The organism is Chthonomonas calidirosea T49 (genome assembly GCF_000427095.1).
GTDB lineage: Bacteria > Armatimonadota > Chthonomonadetes > Chthonomonadales > Chthonomonadaceae > Chthonomonas > Chthonomonas calidirosea.
In genome coordinates, this window is sequence record NC_021487.1 from 2,407,587 (window position 1) to 2,425,598 (window position 18,012).

An 18,012-nucleotide genomic window follows, 5' to 3' on the forward strand; every position below is an offset into this window, starting at 1 on the left:
GAAGACATTTTAGCAAAAGGGCATCATGATGCGAATTCAGCGATGGTTTTGGTGGCTATGCGGGCTGTTTCCTGGCGTTCTCTTAGGGGTATGTGCCGGATGCGGGGGAGCCGACTTTGGCGGCCTTCAACAAAGTCTTAGCGGGGACATCGCCCCCGGCTACAATACGCCCATCGCGTTGCAGAATCGAAATACAGGCGCACGCCTATTACCTGGACAAGGATGTTACCCCATGATCGAAACTTCGTTTCAGCTCGCTAAGGTGCCCGGCGATCCCTTCGATTTTGAAAAGGTGAATGTGCAGGTGGTGTTCCAGCGGCCAGATGGAGGCACCGTTTCGGTGCCGGCCTTCTACGACGGCGATCAAACCTGGCGCGCCCGCTACACACCCATTGCACCTGGGCGCTATATCGTACAAAAAGTGCTCTTAAATGGCCAGATCGCCCATGAAACGAACCTGAACCCCACCCAGTGGAACGTCTCCGGCACGCCTGAGCCTGGCTTCATTCGCATCAACCCAGCCGATCCCATGCGCTTCGTTTTTGACAACGGTAACACCTATTACCCTGTTGGTAACAATGAGGCATGGCCTTCGCCGAACCTGCCCGATATTCCCGCCCTTTTTGCAAAAATGCACGCGGCGGGTGAAAACTGGTCGCGTGTTTGGATGGCCCATTGGGCGCATCAAAATCTGGATTGGGTTCCTGGCAGTAAGGTCGCGCCTGGAGATATTGACCTCGATGTCGCTCGACGTTGGGACAAGATCGTGGAGGCCGCTCAACAGAATGGTATCTACTTTCAGATGGTGCTGCAACACCACGGGCAGTACTCCTCGAATGTGAACCCGAACTGGGACGAGAACCCCTACAACGTTAAAAATGGCGGCTTTCTGCAAGCGCCAGACGATTTTTTTACCAACCCGCAGGCCATTGAGGATACAAAACGAAAGCTCTACTACATTCTTGCCAGATGGGGCTATTCGCCCAATATTATGGCGTTTGAGCTTTTCAATGAGGTACAGTTCACCGATGCCTATCAGCACAAACACGAGGCTGCCATCGCCCAGTGGCATCGCGAAATGGCCGATTTTCTCCGGCGTTATGATATCAATCATCACCTTATCACCACTAGCTCGGCACCAGATGTGCCCTACGATAGCCCTATTTGGCAAAGCATGGACTACATTCAGGTGCACACCTATCCGCCCGATCCCCTAACGACGTTGGCTGCCGGCCCACCGGCGCAGGCCTTGAAGCTGAACAAGCCGATCTTTGTGGGAGAGTTTGGGCCAGCAACGCTAACCGATTCAGACGGCTTGGCGCTACACAATGGCCTCTGGGCAGGTCTGATGCGCTGGCCCTCTGGCGCCCCCGAATACTGGTCATGGGATATCATCGAAGCACACGATCTCTACGGCAACTATGCGGCCGCCACCGCTTTTCTAAATGCATCGGAGTTGCTGGAACAGAGAGGGCTTCAGACGGCTACACTGTCGGTGGAGACTCAACAGCATGCCGATCTTGTGATCGCCCCTGGTGGCGGGTTCGAGCCAGCAAAACAGTCCACCTTCATCATCAGTCCGGAAGGCGCTCCTGCCGCTTTTGGTGCCTATCCCTCCTACCTGCAGGGGCAGTTCCATCGTGATATGATGCCCGAACCGCTTACCTTGCAGGTGAACTGTGCAACGCCTATAAAAGGAGAGGTGCAGATCGATCGGGTTGCGAAGGCCGGTGCTACTCTTCAGATAGGTGTGGATGGACAGGTGGTTGCAACGCGTACGTTCGGCGCAGAAAATAACGACTATACCCCCGAGGCCCAGCAGGGCACGCTGTCTTTCGGCCTGCCTGCCGGGCAACACACATTGACACTGCAAAACACGGGTTCGGATTGGGTGCGGATACACCGTATCGTTCTTGAGAACTACGCCTTGGCCCTGCAGTGTTTGGCGCGTGTGGGTAAGAACTATGTGGCGGGTTGGGTATACAATCGGTCTGGTATCTACGCTCCTGCCGATGCCCAACCGAAGCCAGCCCAAGGTCAGATCGCACTGCCTACGCTCACCCCTGGAACCTATCACCTCGTTTGGTGGGATACGCGTGCTGGTAAGGTGTTAGCGGAAAGCACGTTGACGGTTGTGGACCATGGTAAGGTGACGATAACCACTCCGCCGGTTTCGCGTGATGTGGCCTTCTACTTTATTGTCTCGCACACCGTGGCGCAAAAGGCAAAATAGGTCAGCCTCAGCGAAGACAAAGGCGCTCACGCGGTGAATCCCGCCGCCTCCTAGGGCCTACTCTTTAAGGCACAAGCGATTGATAATCGAAGGCTCAGTATGCTTTCAGCAAATGGGTGGTGCTTTGGCCACAGCCACAAGGGCGCAAAATGTGGTGGGGCTGCAGCGCAAAAGTGTTCGTCTGGCTAAGCGTCTCGGTAAAGGCAGGGGCTGGAGGTAACAGGCTGCGACCCTCCGCTTTGGTAAGCTTGAGATAGCGCTCTTTGAGCACGTCGTCTTGGCCCGCTAGCAGTTTGTGCGCCAACACCACCGATTTGCAAAGGCGCACAAACCGAATTTGACGTGCCTTTACGCACTCTGCCTGCTCTTCCTGAGCATCTAAGTTCTCAAGGCGTTTCTCCGCTTCCAGTAGGTCTTTCCAGGGGGACTGTTGCGCGTTTTGAGCGAGCCAATCTATGGCCTCCTGCTTTGCGGCTTCTCTATCCGCCCCGCGCCCGCGCAGTTTGGGGAAGTTGGCGATGAGAATCGCCTTGTCGTCGCGCAGTTGGCCTTCCAGTTCCGATTCGGCGTTGGCAAAGCGGGCACGCAAAGTTCTTAGGTTTGAGTCGTCCTGTACGAGGTTAAAGGCGGTTTGCGCACGGCTTTCGCCTTGGAGTTGCAGCTGGTCGGATATCGCTTCGAGAGCGGCGCGTTGCGCCGGAGAGGCCCACCTCAACAGGTCGTGCCATGGTGTAGAGAACACCTCTTGGTCGCTCGCTTGTACAAAATGGCGAAGAAAAACATCAGAAGTGCAGACGGGGGTGTCTATGGAGGGATCGTGGATGAGGGTATAGCAGAAGGCCTCGTCCATTCCCACCCGTCCATCGTGATTATAGTCGGCGCCGGTAACGGGGTGTCCCAACCGGTCACGACCGGTGAGGGCAGCAAAGAAATAGGAGGTAAAGTCGTGATACTCGGCCTCGTTTACCTCGGAGGTACAGCCGGCAGCCTCACGCTGCGGCAGAGCAGCAAAAAACCCAACAAGGTCTCTATCTAGATAGGGACGCTCTGGATCGCCCCCACCGAAAAGGAGATCGGCGAACCCTCCAGAGAAGCACTGCACCATGATGAGCGTCACGGGCACTTTAGGCGGTATCTGCTCTAGCAGACTGGCTAGGGTGTGAACATCGAGGTCGGGTCCCGGTTTCCAAAGGTCATACCGATTGTTGGCATAGGTAGGGCGGTCAGGGCTGCCGTGGCCGGTAAAGTAGAGCAGCAAAGGCGCGGGATCGGAAGAGGTTGTATACTGCTGATGCATGCGGTCAAAAAAGTTGCGAATGGCTGAAAGGCGCGAGGGACCATCAGGGCCGCGGAGCAGGTGTGGGGGGCGATAGCGATCGGCGGAGTAGGTGCTATCCTCGTGAATGAGGAGGTCATACAGGTGTTGACCAATAGAAATAGGTGCCGGATCGGTATAGTAGATGGTGTCATGCTTGGGATCGCCATCGGCAAAGAGGGTGGTACATTGGGCGTTGGCCGGAAGCAGCCGTTGCACATAACGCACGTTGCTTTCGATGGCAACTTGATTATAGTCAGGCTCCGGCCCCCCTCCTACAATCAACACATTGAGCGAGGAACCGTTATCCGGTGGGGATAGGGGCGGTTGTGTTTCTTGAGGAAGCGACAGCCCCCCGCACAAAAGAAGAAACGCTCCAGAAAACAGCAGACGACGAACCCAAAATATGCCTTTCATCTGTCTCTTCCCCTATGTCTTAATTATAGGTTAGACCGATGAAAGGGCTATTTTGTTTTGCCTTCATCGCGGCTGCCGAAAGCGCGGTGTACGTCCAAAATATCGCCAATCGCGTAGACTTTCTTGATGATATCGTCGAGGTGCTCTGTGTTACGTACCTCAATAGCAAGTTCTAGAGTAGCGGTTTTATCACGATGCGACTGGGTTCGTAGCGCGGTGATGTTGGTTTTATTCTCTCCAAAAACGGAGCCAATGTCAGCCAAGAGCCCGGTTCGATCCAAACAAACGATCGTCAGATAGACCTGATAGACCTGCCCATCGTTGCCCACATACTCTACCGGCACGCAGCGGTCAGGTTCGTTGGCGAGATAGTAGCGTGCATTGGGACACTCGCGACGGTGAAGGGCCATACCACGTCCACGGGTGATGTAGCCGATGACGTCGTCTCCGGGGATAGGCAAGCAACAGCGAGAGCGGCGAAAGAGCAGATTCTCGGTATCTAGTCCACCGGCCACGATGTGGAGTTTCTCTTCACTCGCGCGTTTGCCGCCAATGGGAATGCTCACTTCGGTGGGAGCGACAGGGCGTAGACGGTTCAGAACAGTGAGAGGGGCGATGGTGCCGTAGCCAATTGAGGCCAGCAACTCTATCTCGCTTGGTACGTTGAAAGAGGCCGCCACGCTGCGCAGCGATTCGTCTTTCAGAAGGTCCCGCGGGTTCTCGCCCCACCCATGGGGGTCGCGCTCAAGTTGGTTGGTCAGCTCCTTTTCCAAAAGCTCACGCCCACGCTGCACGTTTTCGCGCTGATGAAGACGTTTGAAATAGTTCTTGATTTTCGCGCGTGCGTGGGAGGTTTTCACGAAGGCGAGCCAGTCTCGGCTTGGCGTGGCGCCAGGGCGGGTGATGATCTCCACCGTGTCACCGTTGCGAAACTGATAGGAAAGCGGCACTAGGCGACCGTTCACCTTCGCCCCAACGCAGTGGTCGCCCACTTCACTGTGAACCCGATAGGCAAAATCTATGGGGCAGCTCCCGGCCGGCAAGTCTATAACGTCGCCTTTAGGGGTCAGCACAAAGACCTGGTCGGTGAACAGATCTTCCGTGATGTTACGTAAAAACTCTCCACTATCTTTGCTATCGTTTTGCCAATCAAATAGTTGCTGACGAAGGAAAGAGAGACGGCGCTCGAACTGGTCGTTCGTTTTGCCGCCCTCTTTATACTGCCAGTGCGCCGCCACACCGAACTCCGCGGTTCGGTGCATCTCCCAGGTACGAATCTGCACCTCTAGCGGAGTACCCTTCGGTCCGATCACCTTAATATGGATGGACTGATACATGTTGCTTTTGGGCTGGGCGATGTAGTCGGAAAACATGCCGGGAATGGGCGCCCAGAGCGCGCTCACCACTCCGAGAGCGTGGTAGCAGTCGGGGCGCGTTGGCACGATGACTCGGAGAGCAATAAGGTCATAAAGTTGGGTGAAATCCAGCCCTTGCTGGCGCATTTTGTTGTAGATGCTATAAAGGTGTTTCGGGCGTCCCACAACTTGGGCCTCTATACCCTCTTCGTTTAGCTTCTGCTGGAGGATGGCGACGGCCTCATCTACCTCGGCTTGGCGTTCCGCCCGAGTGCGCGCCACCATGGCCGCCACCTGTTCATAGGCCTCCGGTTCGACGTAACGAAATGCAAGGTCTTCTAGCTCCCATTTTAGGCGCCAAATGCCGAGACGATGGGCTAAGGGAGCGAAGATCTGCAGGGTCTCTTGAGCGATGCGCAATTGACGAGCTGGTGGCAGGGCCGAAAGGGTACGCATGTTATGGAGCCGATCGGCCAATTTAATGACAATGACCCGCAGGTCGCGGGCCATTGCCAAAAAGATTTTACGTAGGTTGGCCGCCTTCTTGGCCATCTCTGCCTGCTTCTTGCGCCGATCGATGGCGATCGGTGTAAGCGCCTCTTCGTCCTCAGGCATGTTGGGACGCGTTTTGCCCTCGTCTACCCCGATGATCTGAAGTTTCGTAACGCCGTCTACCAACTGCGCTACAGCGGGGCCGAATCGGTTTTGAATCTCTTCGAGGGGGACTCCGCAATCCTCTACCACGTCATGAAGAAGCGCGGCGGCCAAAGTGGTTTCATCCATCTCCAGTTCGGCCAGAATGGCGGTAACGGCGAGGGGATGGGTGATATAGGGTGAGCCGTCGCTGCGCGTTTGTCCACAGTGCTTTTCGGCGGCAAAGGCGTAGGCACGGCGCACAAGGTCCTTATCCGCCTCAGGCCGGTAGGTGGTGAGGCGTTCCAGAATGTTTTCCAGCTCTTGGCCGGTATCGGTATTAGATGGAGTCATGGAGACCGCTTGGGTGGTTTCCGACATAAGTACGTTCCTTGTGCAACCGGTACCGTATCAATAAGACTTTCTATAAGGGTATGCTAGTATACCACACGCAAGTGCTGTCCGCTCGTGTCGTGTTGTCTGCGGTGCGTCGCATTCAAGAGTCTATACGCTTTTTGTGTACATAACTTTACCCTAGTGGACTCAACGAAAGGGGAAGCTTCAAAATGCGTTTCAGGTATCTGGGCCTCATTGGGCTAGGCGTTTCCCTTCTGCTAGGGCTTGTAGGGAAGCGGCCTACCCCATTGGCTGTGGCCACTGGCCCTCTGGCAACGGGTCGGGCACCCTATGCTCAATGGAAGTATGGCCCTCCTGCAACGCCGGACTATTTCCCGATCGCGGTTTGGCTACAGTCCCCTGAAAACGCCCTAAAGTACAAAGCGGCCGGTTTTAACCTCTACGTAGGGCTTTGGCAAGGCCCTACTGAAGAGCAGCTTGCTGCACTCAAAGCGGCCCATATGCCGGTCATCTGTGAGCAGAACGCGGTGGGGCTCGCACACCGAAACGATCCGATCATCGTTGGCTGGATGCACGAGGACGAGCCGGACAACGCGCAGCCGGTGGAAGACCCAAATACGGGAAAACAGAGCTGGGGGCCTTGTGTGCCCCCGGAGCGCATTGTCGCCGAGTACCAAAGGTTTCGTGCTGCAGACCCCACCCGCCCTATCCTGCTAAATTTGGGGCAAGGAGTCGCCAACGACGCTTGGTATGGCCGAGGGCCGGGGGCCAAACTATCGGACTATGAAACCTACGTAAAAGGTTGCGACATCGTCTCCTTTGACGTCTATCCGGTGGCGGGGTTAGACAGGCCAGACGGCGAGAACTATCTGTGGTATGTGGCCAAAGGCGTTGAACGGTTGGTTCGTTGGTCGAAGGGACAAAAGGTGGTTTGGAACTGCGTCGAATGCACACGGATCCGTGGGGCAAAGAAAGCGACGCCGCACGAGGTCCGTGCGGAGGTGTGGATGGCTCTCATTCACGGCTCGCGAGGGCTTATCTACTTTGTACATCAGTTCGAACCGACCTTCGATGAGCATGCGCTCCTCGACGACCCCTCCATGCTGGCTGCAGTAACCCAGATCAATCAACAGATTCATCGTCTCGCCCCTGTTTTGAATAGCCCTACCATAGAGAAAGCGGCCACGGTGGTCTCATCCTCTGCTCAAGTGCCTATTGATATCATGGTAAAGCGCTATCAGGGCGCAACCTACCTTTTTGCAGTTGCCATGCGCAATGGAGCTACGAAGGGCGCTTTTGATGTAAAGAGCCTACCTGCAAAAGCGACCGCAGAGGTATTGGGTGAAAATCGAAGTATCTCGGTGGTTAATGGCAAATTCGAAGATAGCTTTCAGCCCTACGATGTGCATCTCTATCGTATTGTCGCTGCGCCGCTTTAAGGGTAAAAGAAAGTCATCAACTTGTGCGTGGGGCAATAAGGAGAGAGAAGCTAGGCATCGTGAAACGGCGGTTTCACGGTAACGTGTCGTGGTCGGTGTAGGGGGCGCTTTTACCTTGCCCTACAAAGGGCCAGTGGAGGTCGGGACCGTTGCCGTAGCGCGCGCTTGTAGTGTCCACCAACCAGACGCTTTTTGCATGTCCATCCACAAATACTGTGTTAAGGTGAGCGCGCGAGTCGTACTCCGAGTAGTGCCCCGGATCATGATAGTCCCACTGTTCCCACACCATGGCCGTGTCGGCAGGATACTCCACATCGTTGATGTGAACGCCCTCGGAAAGGAACATCTTGAACTCGTAGGAGGTTACAGGACGCGCCTTGCGATCGGTATCTGCCGGGCAGAAGAGGGGGGAGTCGCCCTGAGTTGACGTGCCATATAGGCTGCTGAGGGCATAGGGGAGTGCCAGGGAGGCCCATGATACCTGAGAAGGTTGGAGGTCTTCCGCACGACAGAAACTGTTATGCCAGGTGAGGAGGTCGTCTGGGTGCGCTCGGACCTGTGGGTCTACGGTGTAGGCAGGAAACGCTTCGTCGTAGTCTTGGACGTAAAGCGCGAGGGCGATGCCGATTTGGTGAAGATTCTGAAGGCAGGCCGCCTTTTGTGCCGAGCGTCTCCCGGAGAGAAAAACAGGTAGAAGCACGGCACTCAGCACTGCAAGAACGGCCATGACAAAGAGCAGCTCCATCAGCGTAAAGCCCGATGGTTGGCGGGCTTTTCGACGAAGCGTAGAAAACCGAAACTTTTGATCCAGAATGCGCGCTTTCATGCGTCCTGTAGTAGGCAGTTAAGCTGTTCTTTTGTGATTCATCCGCTGAATTCTATTCTAACACAAAAAGTCAGCTAGCGCAATACCCATAACGGAGCAGAGGTTGGGCAAGACCAGATAGCCTGCTAAAACAGCTTAGAAGAGGCAGGATGAAATGAGCTTAATAGTTTTAACCTATCCTTAATCGGCATAGCTGTAGGATGGATTGTAAGCTCTATAGAGACTTACAAAGAATACAGGACTTACTATGGCGAAGTCGATAAGGAGAAACAAACCATGAAATGTTTGAGAAAGGCTTTTACACTTATTGAGCTTCTCGTCGTTATAGCGATAATCGCTATACTAGCAGCCATTCTGTTTCCTGTTTTTGCCCAGGCAAGAGAGGCAGCAAGAAAAGCAACCTGCATCTCCAACCTCAGGCAGATCAGCACGGCCGTGTTTATGTATGCTCAGGACTACGATGAAACTCCGCCTGAAACGGGCTGGCAAGGCCCCTGTAGCAGCCCTACTCCCAACGCCAATGGCATCTATCCTCTAGGAGACCAGTACTTCAGTGGAGTTTTCTCTTTTCCCATCGCTACAGCTCCCTACATCAAGAATTGGCAGATATTTAGTTGTCCTAGCGACCCGGATAAGGGTGGATTCAACAAGTACTATTCTTACTGCTATGAAGCTCAATTACTGGCAGTTCATATGCCAAACTCTTATCCAGGAATGAGAAAGGATGTTAACGCCTTCCTGCGCTCTTTCCCTCTGTCTTATGCAGGAAATTACTTTTTGAGTTCGGCTTACGATCCCACCTTGAACCCGTCTGGATATCGCGGAGGGAAGATGTATTCGCTCGCCTACTACCACTGCCCCTCCAATGTATTTTTCGCAACAGATGTGGGGTCGAGGCTTCTATCAAACGGTGTCATTTTTGCTGGTTGGTACATAGCTCCTGGATATGATAACGATGCTGCAGGGCAAGGACGATGGCCTAAAGGGAAGCGGCATGCGCTGGGACGTAACTGGATCTTCTGCGATGGTCATGTGAAGTGGTTCAAAGACCCTCCCTTCTTAAACCCAGATGGAACTCCAAAAACACAGGGCCAGGTTATGTGGGAGTACCAGCACATGGGAATCTACACCTATCCAGAGGCCGACAGCCCCGACTATACGCGCTAGCAAAACGCGCAAACTTAGAGGTAGTTCCTTTCACACCTCTTTCCTTAGGTGAAGAGGAGAGCTGTATGCTCATCCTCTTCACCCTTTATTCCACCTCAGGCGGCCGCATTTTGCGTGTTTATGGAGGAGGAAGCGGTTAATGAGGCGCCAGTAGGTTCGGCTTCTACAACGCGAACGCTGATGAGACGGTCTAAACGGATATCCTCTTGGGCTGTAATCAGATAGCCTCCATACAAAGGGACAAAAGTAGCATCGTAGATCAATGAAGTTGCTCTATGTACATTACCGAGCCTGTCTTTCCACTCGAGTTCGCAAGTTTTTCCCACTAGCGCTTTTGCTTCTAAAATTCCTATCATTTTTGTAACCTCCCTAGAGGCCATCCCTCCTTCGTCGGACCTCTGGCCCTCAAGAGCACTTAGGTTATTGACAGAGAGATTAACGGCAGATTGAAGCCCTCCACTTATCGGTGGAAATGCTAGTTTTTGTGGGGGCAGGTTGGGAACCTGTCCTCTAGATTTCAGCTTTTCCTAGGGTGCGGAGAACGGTTTGCAGGAGAAACGCCTTCAAGAGGAGAACTTCTCTGCACGAAAAAACAGGTCTCGTAGGAGAGAGCTCTTAACTCCATGATCATAGAAAACTTGCGATGTGAATATCTTTCAAACCCGTTGGGGATTGATGTGCTGCAGCCACGCCTTAGTTGGGAGCTTCGTGAGGAACGACGCGGGGCGCGCCAAACCGCCTATGCCATTCGTGTTGCTACCTCCCGCGAAACACTTCTTGCCGGCGAGGCCGACCTGTGGGAGAGCGGCAAAGTCGAGTCAGAGCATACGTTTCACATTCCCTATGAGGGAAAGCCTCTGCGCTCCATGCAACGCGCCTGGTGGAGCGTACGTGTGTGGGATGAGCAAGGACAACCCTCTGAGTGGGCAGAGCCGGCCTGGTGGGAGATGGGGCTTTTAACGCCAGATGACTGGAAGGCTGAGTGGATTGGTGCCCCCATCGTAGGAGGACGTCGCGCCGGTGTGCCCTGCCCCTATCTCCGCAAGGAGTTCACCATCGGACGCTCCATTCGGCAGGCGCGTCTTTACATTACGGCCCTTGGTCTCTATGATGCCAGCATCAACGGCCAACCTGTGGGTGATGTCGTCCTCGCTCCAGGATGGACAGAGTATAGGAAGCGCGTGGAGTATTTTGTGTACGATGTAACTCAGCAACTCCACGTCGGCACCAACGCGATAGGGGTTATTCTCGGCGATGGGTGGTTCTGTGGGCATGTCGCTTGGTGGGGCCGGCAGATCTATGGGGAGGCACCGCGCCTCTTGGCGCAGCTTGTTATTCTCTATGAGAATGGCGAAACCCAGTATATTCCCACCGATTCCACTTGGCAGTTTTCCACCGGCCCGTTACTAGAAGCTGACCTTCTTATGGGGGAGACGTACAACGCTCGCCTTGAGATGCCCGGCTGGAACTGCCCAGGATTCGCTGCAGAGGGTTGGAAACCGGTGCAGGTCTTTGCGCCGTGGCCGGCTCCGCTTTGCGCGCGCATAGGGCCTCCCGTGCGACGGAAGGAGGAGCTATCGCCCATCGAAGAGCCGCGGCAGGTCTCAAACTGGCCCATGCCCGCCTGGATATTCGATCTAGGGCAAAACATGGTGGGCCGTGTGCGCCTTAAGGTGAAGGGCGATCCTGGCACCACGATTCGACTGCGCTACGGTGAAATGCTTAAGCCAGACGGAAGCCTGTACACCGAAAATCTGCGCACTGCCAAACAGACCGACACCTATGTGCTGCGCGGAGGTGACGAGGAGATTTACGAGCCTCTCTTCACTTTTCATGGCTTTCGTTATGTGGAGGTAACCGGCCTAACGGAAAAGCCGAGCAAAGACCTCATCACGGGCATAGTGCTCCACACTGATATGCCGCTAACGGGTACGTTCTCCTGCTCCGAACCCCTGCTGAACCAACTCCAGCACAACATTGTGTGGGGACATAAGGGCAACTCCGTGGATATCCCTACCGACTGCCCCCAACGCGATGAACGATTGGGTTGGACGGGCGACGCCCAGGTGTTCGTGCGCACCGGTGCCTTTGTTCACGACATCGAAAGCTTTTTCGCGCGCTGGCTGCAAACAGTGGAGGATTCGCAAAATGAAGAGGGGGCCATTCCTCCTGTTTGCCCGAACCCTTGTCCCGCCATGGTGGGCACGGATGGTGGACCAGCGTGGGCCGATGCCATCATCATCTGTCCTTGGACTCTCTATCTCTGCTACGGCGATAAGCGGATATTAGAAGGCCGCTACGCCAGTATGGCGCGTTTCATGGCCTACTTGGAGAAGACTGCCATCAATGGCATTCGCTGCCACCCAGAGTATAGTGGCTTTCGGGGCTTTGGTGATTGGCTCTCCACAAATGCTGAGACCCCCTTAGACCTTATCGGCACCGCTTTCTACGCGTACGATGCCTCCCTCATGGCCGAGATCGCTAAAGTGCTGGGAAAGGAGGAGGATGAGAAACGCTATCGGCAGCTGTACGAAACGATTCGGAGCGCCTTTCAGAGGCGTTTTCTTACGCCTGATGGGCTTTTGGTAAGCGGTACACAGACGGCCTGTGTCCTCGCTTTGGAGTTCGATCTCGTTCCTGAATCCGTAAGGGCTGCCGTCGCGAAAGCGCTCGTTCACGATATTCGTGCGCGTGGTTATCATCTTTCTACCGGCTTTGTCGGCACTCCCTATCTTCTCCATGTGCTGACGCGGGAGGGCTATCTCGATGTGGCCTATAGGTTGCTGCTACAGCGCACCTGGCCTTCTTGGCTCTACCCGGTGACGAAAGGAGCGACCACGGTATGGGAGCGTTGGGATAGTTGGACGGAGGAGAAAGGGTTTCAAGACCCTGCCATGAACTCATTTAACCACTATGCCTACGGCGCCGTAGGGGCGTGGCTGTATCAGGTTGTGGCCGGAATCGATCTCGACCCAAAATCACCGGGCTATCGTCATATTCGGTTGGCGCCGAGGCCGGGAGGTGGGCTTACCCATGCCGAAGCCTCTCTTAGGACGGTGTGTGGTTTGGTTCGTAGCGCCTGGCGTATCGAAGACGGACGGTTGCTATGGGAGGTGGAGGTTCCCACGAACACCACGGCGACAGCGATTCTCCCGGTCCAATCCGATGCCGATGTGTTGGAAGCCGATAGGCCTCTCTCGGAAAGTCTGGGGGTGAAGCTGCTGGAGATGACATCGGATGGCGTCGTCCTCCATCTCGATTCGGGCCAATACCGTTTTCTTGCACCGTGGAGTTCGACCGAACCAACCCGATCTCCCGTGGACAAATAAAAACGCCCTGCGCGTTGGAGGGCGGAAGGTGCGTCGGCGTTGAAAACCATGCCCTTCTTGAAACATGCAAACCTTGAGGACTGTACAGATGCCCCTTTGTGTTGGTGTGGCTTTTAAGCGAGTGGCAAAATCCTATTGGTTCGAGGCCAACGGCATCGAGCTCAAAGAGGGCGATCAGGTGATCGTCGAGACGTCGCGAGGGCTGGCGCTAGGCGTTGTGCGCATCGGCCCTCAAGATGTACCGGAAGATGATCTGCAGGCGCCGTTGCAGCGTGTTCTACGCCGTGCCGAAGCGGCCGATCTGCAGCGGGAGCGCGAGCTACGTCAGAAGGCACAAGCGGATCTCGCCCTGTTTAAGGAGGGAATTCAACGGCACGAGCTCCCCATGAAGGCGCTGTATGCGGAGTACACTTTCGATGGGGAGCAGCTTACCTTCTACTTTTCCTCAGAAACCCGGGTAGATTTTCGGGACCTGGTGCGCGACCTTGTGGCTCGTCTTAAAGTTCGTGTGATGCTCTATCAGGTGGGTGCGCGCGATGAGACGAAGATGCTGGGGGGCATCGGCCCTTGTGGGAGAACGCTCTGCTGTGCCACGTTTCTCACCGAGTTCGCCTCCATCTCCATGAAGATGGCGAAAGACCAAAGTCTGTTTCTCAATCCGGTTAAGTTTTCCGGCATATGCGGTAAACTGATGTGCTGCTTGCGCTATGAGCATGAGACCTATGTGGAGGCGCGCGAGCATCTGCCGCCTATCGGGCAGCTGGTGATGTCGCCACGCGGCCAGGGCAAGGTGGTGGAGCTGAACCTCTTAAAAGAGACGGCTATCGTGCAGCTGTTAGAGAGTGGGGCAGAAATGGAGTTCCCTGCCACAGAGCTGCGTATAGAAAAAACGACTCGGTGCTCCGAGTGTCGCGGTTGCCAGCTCGAGCGCATGCGAGAGGAGCTAGCCGAGGAGAACCTATCGGAAGAGTAATTTATAGGAGCTACAGATGCCTATCTACGAGTTTCACTGCAAGGACTGCAACGAAAACTTTAAAGTGTTGCGCCCTGCCAATGCGTGTGAGGAGGTAGTATGCAAACATTGTGGCTCTCAGCGCACCGTTCGCCTGCTCTCGGTGACGGCTCCAACCACGACAAACGAGACGGCAGGGCTTTCGGCGTTCGCCGGCGGCGGAGGGTGAAGCCTGAATCCGGCCGCGTGCGGCTGTCGAGATCGCTAATAGCTACAGAAACATTGAGTAAAGAAAGAGATGTCCGAAAACCAACCTGAACAACAGCAGAGTGCGTTCGTAGCCGTCTACGAGGCCTCGAACGTAGAGGAGGCACTAGCCCTTCGCGCCACGCTGGCAGCGGAAGGCTTCGCCGTATTGCTCCCCTCCGATGGGGTGAACCCTGTGCTAGGGGCACTTCATGCCTCCGTGGCCGACCTCGCGCCCCTCACGTTGTACGTGCCCGCCGAGCAAGCCGCGGAGGCACGCGTGCGAATTGCCTCCCTGACCTCAGGAGAGGACTCTGCAACCGAGGAGGAAGAGAGCTAGAAACACGATGACGGTTTCTGCGAAAACAACCTACTACGTGACAACGCCCATCTACTATGTGAACGGCCAACCGCATATCGGCACAGCGCTAACAACGGTGGCCTGCGATGCCATTGCGCGTTACCAAAGGCTGTGCGGTCAGCCGGCCTTCCTCTTAACAGGAACCGACGAGAACGGCACTAAAATTCAAGAGGCCGCCGAAAAGGCTCACGTGGATACCCTGCTTTTTGTAGACCGGCTCTCGGCAGCCTTCCAAAAAAGCTGGCGCGAGCTGCATATCGCCGCCGATGGCTTTATTCGCACCACCGAACCGCGGCACCTCCGCGCTGTGCAGGAGTTCTTTCGACGGCTGCGCGAGCGGGGCTATGTCTACAAAGATATCTATGAGGGGTGGTACAGCGTTAGTGATGAAACCTTCTATCGTGATAGCGATGTGGAAAACGGCATCGCTAAAGAGACCGGTAAGCCGGTGATACGAGTAAAAGAGGAGAACTACTTTTTTCGCCTCTCCGCATTTGCCGACAAGCTTTTAGAGCATATCCACGCTCACCCCGAATTCTTGCTGCCGGACTTTCGCCGCAACGAGGTGATCCGCTTTATCGAGGAGGGCCTGCGCGATATCTGCATTACGCGCGCCAATCGAGGTTGGGGCATCCCCTTCCCCGAGGATGAAAGCAAGGTCATCTACGTCTGGTTCGACGCCCTTATCAGCTACCTTTCGGGTATCGGTTGGCCGGATGATCCTGTCTGGCAAACCCGCTGGCCGGCGGATCTGCACTTCATGGGCAAGGAGATTTTCGTGCGGTTTCACGCCACCCTCTGGCCTGCCATGCTGATGGCCGTAGGTCTTCCTCTGCCCAAACAGGTCTATGCGCACGGCTTCTGGACCATTCCAGGGCTGAAGCCCGGAGAAAAGGCGGGAAAATCCACCGGAGGGCTTCCGCACCCCACATCGTTCAGCCGCTTTTTGGCGGAGCGTGCCGGCATAGACTTTGACCTAGCTGCGGATGCACAGCGCTACCTGCTTTGTCGCGAGATGAACTTTGGACTTGACACCGAGTTCAGTGTGGAAAGCTTTTTGCGTCGCTTCAACACCGATCTCGCCAACGACCTGGGCAATCTGCTGAATCGCACCTTAAATATGGTGAATCGCTATACCGGTGGTGTTCTGAAGAATGTGGAGCTCGACCCGGAGATCGGCGCGCTTGCCGAAGCGGTACGCGATGATTATCATAGGGCGATGGCCGAGTTTCGGCTTAATGGGGCGCTTGAAGCCGTGTTTCGCCTGGTGGGGCGTATGAACAAATACCTGGATGAGAAAGCACCTTGGTCGCTTGCAAAGGCCGCCGAATCGGGCGATGCGGCTGCAGCCGCTCAGCTGCGCACGGTGCTGGGTACCTGCCTGGAAGCCACTCGTTTTAGCGCGCTGCTCCTCTCTCCTTTCATGCCCGTCGCATCGGAGCGGCTGCTGGATCAGATGGGTCTTGCTTCGGTGTCGGCCTCTGGCTCTCAGGCGCTGAACTGGGGGGCCGCAGGCAACACCTGGCAGGTAAAGACGCCTCAGCCGCTCTTCCCTCGCATGCAAAATCTTAATCTTTCCGAAAAGGATATCCAAACGCTTATGACACCTCCCGAAGATGCCGAGACCCAAGCGCGGCCGGTGGGCGCGCCCGTCCCTCCCGAAGAGATCGCACCTGCTACCTCCAATATCTCCATCGAAGAGTTTCAGCGGGTGCAGCTGGTGGTGGGCGAGGTGCTGGCCGCCGAGCCGGTTCCCAACACCACCAAACTCCTGCGCCTTACCGTTCTGCTCTCCGAAAAGGATGTGCGCACCATTCTGGCTGGCATCGCAGAGTTCTATAAGCCAGAGGAGCTTGTAGGACGCCAAGTGGTGATCGTGGCCAACCTGCAGCCGCGGCGCATGCGCGGCATCGAGTCGCAAGGCATGCTGCTGGCGGCCGATGTGGAGGGACGGGCTGTGCTGCTTCAGCCCGATCAACCCGTTCCTAACGGCACGCGGGTGCGCTAGACCGAAGGGAGGCCCCTCAACGTGCCCCACAAAGCGGCTCGCTTCGCCTTTTGGTGGGTTATGCGCAAAGATCTGCGCATCCTGTTTCGAGACCGCACGGCCGTGGTCTTTATCTTTGGATTGCCCCTCATTTTTGCATTCATCTTTGGGCTTATCTACTCCAAAGCAGGCCGACAAGGTGGGGCAGGTATCTCTCTTCGGATTTTGGCGGTGAACAACGATGAGGGGAATAGCTCTAAAACTTTTCTCGCCGCCCTTCACCAGATGGGGTTGCAAGTGGTTCCGGCCAAGAGCATCGGTCAACTGAGAAACGCCGTGTTGACCGGCGAATATCCGGCTGGGCTGGTCATCCCCTCCAACTTCACAACGCTGCTGAAGGGGTGGGCCGAGCATGCGGTTCTAGGCCAAGATGCGCTCTCTGTGCCTCTCTTGGTCTATATCGATCCGGCTCAGACTCAGTTCGAATCGTTAACGAAAGCCTCCATCGAAGGCGCTGTTCAGCGCACGTTGGCGCCTCTCATTCAGCAGGCGGTCGTGCAGAAGGTTCCTCCTCTCTATCGCAACTTTGCTCAAAGGATGCTGGAGCGGCAAAACCAGCAACCTCCGGTGGCTTTGTTAGTGCACGACAGGGCAGATAAGAAGGGGGTAGCGGCGCCCAGCCCAGGCGATCAGGTGATGCCGGGGCTCATCATCTACTTCATCTTCTTTATGGCCAACAGTGTGGCCGTAACGCTCATCCAGGAGCGTCAGGAGGGCACGTTGCGCCGCATGCGCTGCGCCCCCATCTCTCCTGGGCAGATTCTTGTGGGCAAAATGCTCGCCCGTGTTGTGGTAGGTGCGGTTCAGGTGGCTATGCTCATGGAGTTGGGCAAGGCGTTTTTGAACTTCTCCATTGGCGCCGCGTTTTTAGGCCAGCTATTGATCATCGCCCTCTGCCTTTTTGCCGCCGTGGGGCTTGGCCTGCTGATCGCGGCGATTGGGCGAACGCAAGAGCAGATTCAAGGCCTTACCACGCTCGCCCTCTTGGTGATGGGGTTTCTCTCGGGCTGCCTTATTCCACGAGAGCTACTGCCGCACTTTGTGCAGCAGCTCAGCTATATTACCCCTCATGCTTGGGCCTTAGATGCCTATGACGATCTCCTTTTACGCCATTTGCCGTTCTCGGTGGCCGCCATGCCCATGGCCATTCTTGCCGGCTTTGGAGTCATCTTCTTCGTCTTTGCCCTCCTGCGCTTCCAATACGATTAAAGAGCGCGAAAAACCCCGCACAACGTTCAAGACTGTTGCATAAAATCCGTTTTCTACTCTTTAAAAAAAGTATTGACAGCGTTGCTGCTTTCCTGTAAAATGTCCCTATAACATGTCCATAGAGTG

13 protein-coding genes are annotated in these 18,012 nt (G+C 55.5%); 9 read left to right on the top strand and 4 right to left on the bottom strand.

What is annotated here, in order from left to right; translation table 11 throughout:
• The first annotated feature begins 25 nt into the window (after positions 1 to 25).
• Entirely contained in the window at positions 26 to 2,233 is a 2,208-nt protein-coding gene (locus CCALI_RS10030; protein WP_016483372.1) for a DUF5060 domain-containing protein, read from the top strand.
• A gap of 94 nt (positions 2,234 to 2,327) precedes the next feature.
• Here CCALI_RS10030 and CCALI_RS10035 read toward each other — a convergent pair whose 3' ends face one another.
• A complete protein-coding gene (locus tag CCALI_RS10035; protein ID WP_016483373.1) occupies positions 2,328 to 3,965 on the bottom strand; it encodes a hypothetical protein in 1,638 nt (545 codons plus the stop codon).
• A gap of 47 nt (positions 3,966 to 4,012) precedes the next feature.
• The gene (locus tag CCALI_RS10040) at positions 4,013 to 6,334 is read right to left on the bottom strand and encodes a RelA/SpoT family protein (protein ID WP_016483374.1); all 2,322 of its coding nucleotides are present in this window, start codon (positions 6,332 to 6,334) and stop codon (positions 4,013 to 4,015) included.
• A gap of 185 nt (positions 6,335 to 6,519) precedes the next feature.
• On the opposite strand from CCALI_RS10040, the gene CCALI_RS10045 reads away from it, so the two are divergent.
• On the top strand, positions 6,520 to 7,749 hold the full coding sequence (locus CCALI_RS10045; protein WP_016483375.1) for a hypothetical protein: 1,230 nt from the start codon (positions 6,520 to 6,522) through the stop codon (positions 7,747 to 7,749).
• A 73-nt stretch (positions 7,750 to 7,822) separates the two neighbouring features.
• On the opposite strand, the gene CCALI_RS10050 is transcribed toward CCALI_RS10045, so the two are convergent.
• Positions 7,823 to 8,575 (bottom strand): type II secretion system protein, encoded by a 753-nt coding sequence (locus CCALI_RS10050; RefSeq protein ID WP_016483376.1) that lies wholly within the window; start codon positions 8,573 to 8,575, stop codon positions 7,823 to 7,825.
• A 276-nt stretch (positions 8,576 to 8,851) separates the two neighbouring features.
• Here CCALI_RS10050 and CCALI_RS16650 point away from each other — a divergent pair, with 276 nt between their 5' ends.
• On the top strand, positions 8,852 to 9,742 hold the full coding sequence (locus tag CCALI_RS16650) for a DUF1559 family PulG-like putative transporter (RefSeq protein WP_016483377.1): 891 nt from the start codon (positions 8,852 to 8,854) through the stop codon (positions 9,740 to 9,742).
• A 95-nt stretch (positions 9,743 to 9,837) separates the two neighbouring features.
• On the opposite strand, the gene CCALI_RS10060 is transcribed toward CCALI_RS16650, so the two are convergent.
• Positions 9,838 to 10,098, bottom strand: a complete 261-nt coding sequence (locus tag CCALI_RS10060) for a hypothetical protein (RefSeq protein WP_016483378.1) — start codon at positions 10,096 to 10,098, stop codon at positions 9,838 to 9,840.
• Positions 10,099 to 10,365: 267 nt separating this feature from the next.
• Here CCALI_RS10060 and CCALI_RS10065 point away from each other — a divergent pair, with 267 nt between their 5' ends.
• The 6 genes from CCALI_RS10065 to CCALI_RS10090 all read left to right on the top strand — a co-directional run bounded on the left by CCALI_RS10065 (position 10,366) and on the right by CCALI_RS10090 (position 17,886).
• On the top strand, positions 10,366 to 13,071 hold the full coding sequence (locus CCALI_RS10065; RefSeq protein ID WP_016483379.1) for a glycoside hydrolase family 78 protein: 2,706 nt from the start codon (positions 10,366 to 10,368) through the stop codon (positions 13,069 to 13,071).
• Positions 13,072 to 13,159: 88 nt separating this feature from the next.
• Positions 13,160 to 14,044: a PSP1 domain-containing protein gene (locus tag CCALI_RS10070; protein ID WP_016483380.1), complete on the top strand. Its 885-nt coding sequence runs from the start codon at positions 13,160 to 13,162 to the stop codon at positions 14,042 to 14,044.
• 16 nt (positions 14,045 to 14,060) lie between these two features.
• Entirely contained in the window at positions 14,061 to 14,252 is a 192-nt protein-coding gene (locus CCALI_RS10075) for an FmdB family zinc ribbon protein (RefSeq protein ID WP_016483381.1), read from the top strand.
• Positions 14,253 to 14,321: 69 nt separating this feature from the next.
• Positions 14,322 to 14,609, top strand: coding sequence for a hypothetical protein (locus tag CCALI_RS10080; protein WP_016483382.1), 288 nt, complete (start codon positions 14,322 to 14,324; stop codon positions 14,607 to 14,609).
• Positions 14,610 to 14,616: 7 nt separating this feature from the next.
• Entirely contained in the window at positions 14,617 to 16,638 is a 2,022-nt protein-coding gene (metG, locus tag CCALI_RS10085; RefSeq protein WP_016483383.1) for a methionine--tRNA ligase, read from the top strand.
• A gap of 21 nt (positions 16,639 to 16,659) precedes the next feature.
• Positions 16,660 to 17,886, top strand: coding sequence for an ABC transporter permease (locus CCALI_RS10090; RefSeq protein WP_016483384.1), 1,227 nt, complete (start codon positions 16,660 to 16,662; stop codon positions 17,884 to 17,886).
• Positions 17,887 to 18,012: the final 126 nt, after the last annotated feature.